Raw genomic sequence first — 6,290 nt, 5'->3', positions numbered from 1 at the left:
GCCCGCTTTGTCCTCCGCGACGGCGACCAGGGACAGTGGGAGACCGGTGGTGTTGTTGGCTGGCGGATTCGCCAGGTCCGGCGGAAGCTCCAGGTCCAGCGAGAACTCGTCATAGAGGCCCGAGGAGGACGTCTTCGTCAGGGGAGGCAGGGGCTCCCGGCCACTGTCCTTGACGCGGAAGAGCTCGACCTGGGTGACGGCGATGTTGTCCGAGGCCGCCACTTTGAGTGACACCCTGGACAACTTCTTGCCCACCAGGATCCGGGCGCCCGCGTAGGGCTGGCGGAAGACCACCGTCGGCGGCGTCGAGTCCTCGACGATCTTCACCGTCCTCACCACGGGGGCTTCGTTCGTCTGGTTGGAGTCGGACACCGTCACGCTCAAGCGCAGCAACTCCCCCGCCGCGCATTGCGGACTCAGCTCGGCGCGGTAGGGAGAAGCAACGATCGTCTGCGTGGAGTGCCACGTCCCCACCGAGCAGCTGGCGGAGAGCGTCACGCTCTTGACGCCCACGTCGTCCCGCGCCTGGATGAGCACCTCCAGCTTCGAGCCCTCGGTCACCGAGGCCGACTCCAGCGGAGAGAGGATTTCCGCGGTGGGACGTTCGTCCGCGACGAGGGAGACCTCGACGTGCGTGTCCGTCTGCTTGAAGTTTCCCGCCTTGTCGTAGGCGCGAGCGAACAGCAGGAGATGATCGCTCTCTTCGGGATCGGGGTAGAGTTCCTCTTTGATGATGAAGTGGGCGAGGTAGCCATCGGCACCACTCCGGGAGATCTTCTCGCTGACGAGAGTCCCCTTGCGCTCGCCCTTGGTGTCCAGCTCGATGCGCGTCACCCCGACGTCGTCCGAGCCAGACACCGTCACCAGCAACGGCTGTGTGCGGGCCACCTTGGAGTGATTCGCCGGAGTCAGGATGGAAACACGGGGCGCCTGTTTGTCGGCCTCGACATTGACGATGCGCTCCGCGCTGCCTGATTTGCCGTTGGCGTCGCGCGCGATCGCCTTGATGGTGATGCGCTTGGGGGTGCTCGGTGCCTGGGTGTAGACCTCGTAGGGCGGGCTGCTGGACGTGCCCACGGGGATGCCATCGACCCACCACGACACCGAGAGAGGACCCACATCGTCATCATCCGCGGACGCGGTGAGCCGCAACTCGCCGTCCACCAGCACCGGCAGCTTCCCATCGGGAGTGAGGATGACCACATGGGGATCCCGGTTCTCGATGACGTACGCCGTGAAGCTCTTCGTGGACATCAGGCCCGCGTAGTCCTTCGCCACGACCTCGATGTTGACCGTCCGGTTGGCCGGGCCCGTGGGAAGCCATGCAAGCTCGAAAGGCAGCGCTCCCGCCGGGGAGCCCGACAGCTCCTTCCCATCCAGGTGGGTCGCGGCCACCTGCTCACCGTTCACCAGGAGCGAGACATCCGCGCCGAAGAGCAGGGCGTCATCGCTGAGGGTGCCGCGCACCATGAACGGGACGCCGAGCGAGGCATCCGCTCTGTTCTGGGCATTCAGGACGGGCTCGCGCAACGTGATGAGGGGACTGGTGTTGCCGACGACACGCACGAGCAGGGTCGGCGAGCGCGTGATGAATCCCGAGGAATCCACACCTTCGGCGCGGATGGACATGGTGTTGCCCGAGGAGCCGGGCGGCGGCGTGTAGCTGACCTCCCACACGGGAACGGAGATCCGCTTCTCACCCTCGTCGGTCTTCAAGATCCGCGCTTCCATCCGGGGCGCCATCGCGGTACCCAACAGCGCGTTGTCCACCGTAAAGCGGACCGATTGGAAGTCCTGCGCGGACAGGGTGCCGCTCATCCAATCCCCGCTGGTGACCCGGATGACCTGCGGCAGTCCCTCGATGAGTTGGGCTGTCGGCTGAGGCGCCTCGAAGACCACGGCCCGGAGGCTGGGACCGGGCCGCGCAACGACCTTCACCGTCACGTTGGGCGTGGACGTGGAGTTGCCGAGCAGCGTGTCGGTTTCATCGTAGTCATAGGCCTTGGCGGACAACACCACGGTGGCCCCCGACTCCGGTGGCGCCCTGAGCTGGAAGGTATAGGGCGCCTGCGTGTCCGTGGTGATGGGCACGTTGTTGAGGAAGAACTCCACCCGCTTCACGCCGATGTCATCGCTGGCGATAGCCTTGACCTCGAACGCCTGCCCCGCCATGACCGAGGAGGGGACCTGCAACTGGATCTCCGGCGGACCATCCTTGGCTTCCACCTGCAGAACACTGGTGAAACCGCCGTAGGAGATCACCACCTTGGGGAAGCCCCGTTTGAGCGACTTCACCCGCCCACGGGGAAGCAAGGAGAGAACCGAGGAGTCATCCACGCTCCACGCATCGGGTGGCAACCCCGCCGTCAGATCCACCGTGCGAGTGCCCGACTGGTCTCTCAAGGTGCCCAGCACCTGAAGCTGCAACTCGCCCCCCACACGCGTGATGACCGGGGAGCCCGTGGCCGGCTGGAGACTGAGATCCTCGAGCTGGGCGTTGGATTGGACGAGGACCGGGACCTCAATGGAAAGCTCTCCGTAGGAGACCTTGATCTTCGTCTCTCCATTGAATCGGGCGATGACCTCTCCGCTGGCCGTGACGCCGACCACCTGCTCGTTGGAGGAGGTGTACGTCACGCCCTTGTTGGCGCCAGAGAGGTCCACTTCACCCGCGATGGAGAAGATCCCCTTCACCAGCAGCTGGACGCGCTGTCCAAAGCCCTCCGACAACAGCACCGCCGAGGAGGGTGCCACCAGCCCGGTGAGCACATCGAAGGCCGAGCTGCTCGTGGACTCGACCGTCGAGGTGTACACGGTACGGCCAAAGGCATCCCGCAACGCCACGTCCACGACCACCACGCCATCGGGAGGCAGCGCGGAGGAGCCCTGGAGGGGAACGAAGAAGCTCACGCGGCCCGGAGCGTCCGCGCGGGGGTAGGCCACCATGCGTCGGGTGAGCGCGAACGCCTTGGATTCGGCCTCACTGAGGTTGCCATTGACGGAGCGCAATTCCTGCCTCGAGGCGCCCAGCAAGGACAGCTCCGCGCTCGTCGCGTCTCCCGCGAACGATGCCTGGACCAGGATGCCACTGGGGGCCTCCGCGAGCTGGGGACCCACCTGGACGGACACGGGAGAATCCCCGAACGAGGGAGACGGATGGTTCGCGTTGAAGGTCACCGTCAGGGGCTGCCGAGGCGTCCCGGTGCCGACCGCGGGCCAGGCGGTGATGGTGAGGATGCCATCCTCGGGAAAAGGCTTCGTCAGTGGAGTGAGGAGGTGGAAGGGAAACGCCCCGGCCTGGTCGCGGGTGACGGGGATCTCCGTCAGTTCAGCGAAGGTGCCCACCTTGGCGGACTCGCCCTTGATGCTGACCACGAGTTCGGAGGCCGCACCGTCCACCTCGAAGCCGAGATCCACGGACTGCGCGCCGATCCGGATGGGAACGAGGGGGTGAGCCCCCATCACGGGCGACGCCGCGCGGGCTGCTCCAGACAACAGCATCCCCAGGCACAGCGCGAGGCTGAGCAACCCACTCACCACACGGCTCGAACGAACCACGACTCCTCCCACGGACACGTCTTCACGGCCGGGTGACGCTGTCACGGCTGGCTTCCCCCCGCCTTGCGCAGGCGAGACAGCACGTCTTCGAAAACCTTGCGCTTCATCTGCGGCTGCAGCCGGCCCTGGATGGAGGCACGCACCTCCTCGAAGGGCGGAACGCGCGCCGCTCGGCGCTCCACGAACTGAAGCACGGAGTAGCCCCCGGACTCTTCCACCACCGCACTCACCTCGCCCGGCTTCTTCAGGGCGAATGCCGCCTGCTCCATCGCAGGCTCTCCCCGATCACCCAGGGCGAACAGCCCCACGTCGCCTCCCCGCAACCGCTCGGGGCCATCCCCTTCCGCGGCCACCTTGGCCGCCGGCTCGCCCTTGCGCAGCCGCTGCGCGAACTGCTCCGCCTTCTGCCGCGCGCTCGTCCGCTGAGCAGCGGAGGCTCCAGCGGGCACCGCCGCGAACACCCGCACCACCCGGACCCGCTCCGGCTCGGTCAGTTCCGTCTGGTGCATGTCGTAGTACGCCCGAAGCGCCTCCTCGGAGACGGGGGGCGCGGCCTTCTCTTCCTCGGCCATCAGGGCCTGGATGGAGAGCCGCTCCTCCAACTCGCGCACCTGCCGCTGGATGTCGGGCCGCTCGTGCAAGCCGCGCCGCCGCGCTTCCTGCGCCAGCAGCCGTTTGTCGATCATCGACCGGATGAACTCACCGCGACCGGCGGGGGTCTCGAACTGCTCGCGCAGACGCGGGGGCAGGCGGGCCACCTCGGCCATCAGCTCGGCCTCGGTGATGACTCCACCCTCGTAGGTCCCAACCACCTGACTCGACGAGTCCGCCCCCTCCGCGGGGGCATCCTGCTTCGAACAGGCCACCAACAGAATCCCCACCCCGAACAACCATCGTACGCGTCGCATGACTTCTTTTTTCCGGACCGACGCCGGAAAAACTGGTGACCCCTTGAGAACAGCAGCGCATCATGGGGAGCCTACTGTAAAAAGTCCAACACTCTTCGAGAGGGCGGGCAGCCGCCGCGCCGAGGAGACCTTCCCGCGCTCCTCGAGGAGAGATTCTGTATGGTGCGCGCGCATGCGTTCGCGTCTCCCGCCGTCCCGTTCCCTCCTCGCCGCTTCCCTGTCCTTCGCGCTGGCCGCCTGTGGTGGCCGCGGTGATTCCCCGGGAACCCCAAAAGACACCAGCCCCGTCGTCGCCACCGTGGGTGAGCACCCCATCACCACCCAGGCCTTGCAAACGAAGTTGGAGGAGCAACCCCCCTTCATCCGGGCGCGCTACACCAGCCTGGAGAAGAAGAAGGAGCTGCTCGACAACGAGATCCGCTTCGAGCTGCTTCTCCAGGAGGCGCGGCGGCGAGGGTTGGACAAGGATCCCGAGGTGCTCGCCACCCTGGAGAAGGTGATGGTGCAGAAGCTGCTGCGTCTGCATCAGGAGGGCGCGGTGGGCAAGGTGTCCGACGAGGAGTTGCGCCAGTATTATGACGCCCACCACGACGAGTTCGTCAGGCCCGAGCGCGTGCGCGTCAGCCATCTCTTCCTCGCCGCTCCCGAGGGCTCCGCGAAGCGTGACGAGACGCGGGCCACGGCGAACAAGCTGTTGGCGGAGATCAAACGCCAGCCCCCCACGGAGCAGCCGGGAGCCTTCGAAAAGGCCGTGCGGACCTGGTCGGCGGACGCCTCCACGAAGAACGCGGGAGGAGACCTGGGCTACAAGACCCGAGAGGAATTGACCCAGGCGTGGGGCCCGCTCGTGGCGGAGGTCGCCTCGGGACTGAAGACGGTGGGGGAGCTGGGCACGGTGGTGGCCACTGACCAGGGCTTCCACCTGCTCCAACTCACCGGGCGGCAGGCGGGGGTGACCCAGCCCCTCGATGGGGTGAAGACTCGCATCGAGAACCGGCTGCTCACCGAACGGCGCTCTCGCTCCATGGACGCACTCATCGAGGAACTCGAGCAGAAGACGCCGGTGCGGATCGAGGAGGAGGTGCTCGGCGCGATGACGATCAGCACGTCCAGCGCCGCGAGGACCGGGACGCCCTGAACCACGGCGTTGAAGTGCCAGCCCATTTGAACCCGCGGCCTCACGGACCCGAACCGTGCGCTCCACCAGGCTGAGCTACACCCAGACAAGACAATCAGGCGAGGCGGGTCGGCACGGGCGGCGTCAGGCCCCCCCAAAGCGAAGAGGCCGTGAGCCCTTGGGGACTCACGGCCTCTGTCGTGTGGGCGCACCAGGATTCGAACCTGGGACCCCTGCCGTGTGAAGGCAGTGCTCTACCGCTGAGCTATGCGCCCGACTGCATGTCCGGCTTCGTGGGTGTGGGCGCACCAGGATTCGAACCTGGGACCCCTGCCGTGTGAAGGCAGTGCTCTACCGCTGAGCTATGCGCCCCCGACGAAGCGACGGGGGGCTAGATGCCACCCCCCACCCCCACCTGTCAACGCCTATTCTCCCGCCAGTCCGCTCAGCTTCGCGTCCAGCTCGCGCAGCCGACGCTTGAGCCCCGCGAGCGCCTTGCCCACGGCCTTGAAGTCGCTCCGGGTGGCGAAGTTCAACGTGTGCATCAACTCCTCCTGGCCCCGGTCCAGCGCCTGCTTGCCCCGCTGCATCGAGCCGAGCGCCGCGGCGAACGTGCGCGCCCGCTGCTCGTCCGCCAGCAGCGTCTCCATCGCCTTGTGCGACGCCCCCAGGGCCTGCTTCGTCAATCTCTGGCGAATCCCCATGGC

General features: G+C 66.8%; 6 protein-coding genes, 3 tRNA genes and 1 pseudogene. 4 read left to right on the top strand and 6 right to left on the bottom strand.

The window, feature by feature from the left end; all coding sequences use genetic code 11:
• The first annotated feature begins 630 nt into the window (after nucleotides 1–630).
• Nucleotides 631–975: a hypothetical protein gene (locus CYFUS_RS52835; RefSeq protein ID WP_157758579.1), complete on the top strand. Its 345-nt coding sequence runs from the start codon at nucleotides 631–633 to the stop codon at nucleotides 973–975.
• Between the two features lie 493 nt (nucleotides 976–1,468).
• Complete coding sequence (locus tag CYFUS_RS52830; protein WP_157758578.1) at nucleotides 1,469–1,663, top strand: hypothetical protein; 195 nt, start codon at nucleotides 1,469–1,471, stop codon at nucleotides 1,661–1,663.
• Nucleotides 1,664–2,046: 383 nt separating this feature from the next.
• On the opposite strand, the pseudogene CYFUS_RS54600 reads toward CYFUS_RS52830, so the two are convergent.
• Nucleotides 2,047–2,172: pseudogene (locus tag CYFUS_RS54600) on the bottom strand (Ig-like domain-containing protein); the annotation flags it as partial.
• A gap of 406 nt (nucleotides 2,173–2,578) precedes the next feature.
• Here CYFUS_RS54600 and CYFUS_RS52825 point away from each other — a divergent pair.
• Nucleotides 2,579–2,938 carry a hypothetical protein gene (locus CYFUS_RS52825; protein ID WP_157758577.1) on the top strand — a complete coding sequence of 120 codons (360 nt, stop codon included), beginning with the start codon at nucleotides 2,579–2,581 and terminating at the stop codon, nucleotides 2,936–2,938.
• A 661-nt stretch (nucleotides 2,939–3,599) separates the two neighbouring features.
• On the opposite strand, the gene CYFUS_RS21885 is transcribed toward CYFUS_RS52825, so the two are convergent.
• Nucleotides 3,600–4,466, bottom strand: a complete 867-nt coding sequence (locus tag CYFUS_RS21885) for a peptidylprolyl isomerase (protein WP_095986987.1) — start codon at nucleotides 4,464–4,466, stop codon at nucleotides 3,600–3,602.
• Nucleotides 4,467–4,638: 172 nt separating this feature from the next.
• On the opposite strand from CYFUS_RS21885, the gene CYFUS_RS21880 reads away from it, so the two are divergent.
• Entirely contained in the window at nucleotides 4,639–5,604 is a 966-nt protein-coding gene (locus CYFUS_RS21880) for a peptidylprolyl isomerase (protein ID WP_157758576.1), read from the top strand.
• A gap of 9 nt (nucleotides 5,605–5,613) precedes the next feature.
• Here CYFUS_RS21880 and CYFUS_RS21875 read toward each other — a convergent pair.
• The 4 genes from CYFUS_RS21875 to CYFUS_RS21860 all read right to left on the bottom strand — a co-directional run bounded on the left by CYFUS_RS21875 (nucleotide 5,614) and on the right by CYFUS_RS21860 (nucleotide 6,287).
• Nucleotides 5,614–5,689 (bottom strand) — tRNA-Pro (locus tag CYFUS_RS21875).
• 97 nt (nucleotides 5,690–5,786) lie between these two features.
• Nucleotides 5,787–5,858: transfer RNA gene (locus CYFUS_RS21870), tRNA-Val, on the bottom strand.
• Nucleotides 5,859–5,883: 25 nt separating this feature from the next.
• A tRNA-Val gene (locus tag CYFUS_RS21865) sits at nucleotides 5,884–5,955 on the bottom strand.
• Nucleotides 5,956–6,008: 53 nt separating this feature from the next.
• Complete coding sequence (locus CYFUS_RS21860) at nucleotides 6,009–6,287, bottom strand: hypothetical protein (protein ID WP_095986985.1); 279 nt, start codon at nucleotides 6,285–6,287, stop codon at nucleotides 6,009–6,011.
• Between the last annotated feature and the right edge of the window lie 3 nt (nucleotides 6,288–6,290).

Source organism: Cystobacter fuscus (assembly GCF_002305875.1).
Taxonomy (GTDB): domain Bacteria; phylum Myxococcota; class Myxococcia; order Myxococcales; family Myxococcaceae; genus Cystobacter; species Cystobacter fuscus_A.
The sequence above is the reverse complement of the archived record's forward strand: the minus strand, read 5'-3'. Positions and strand labels throughout refer to the sequence as shown.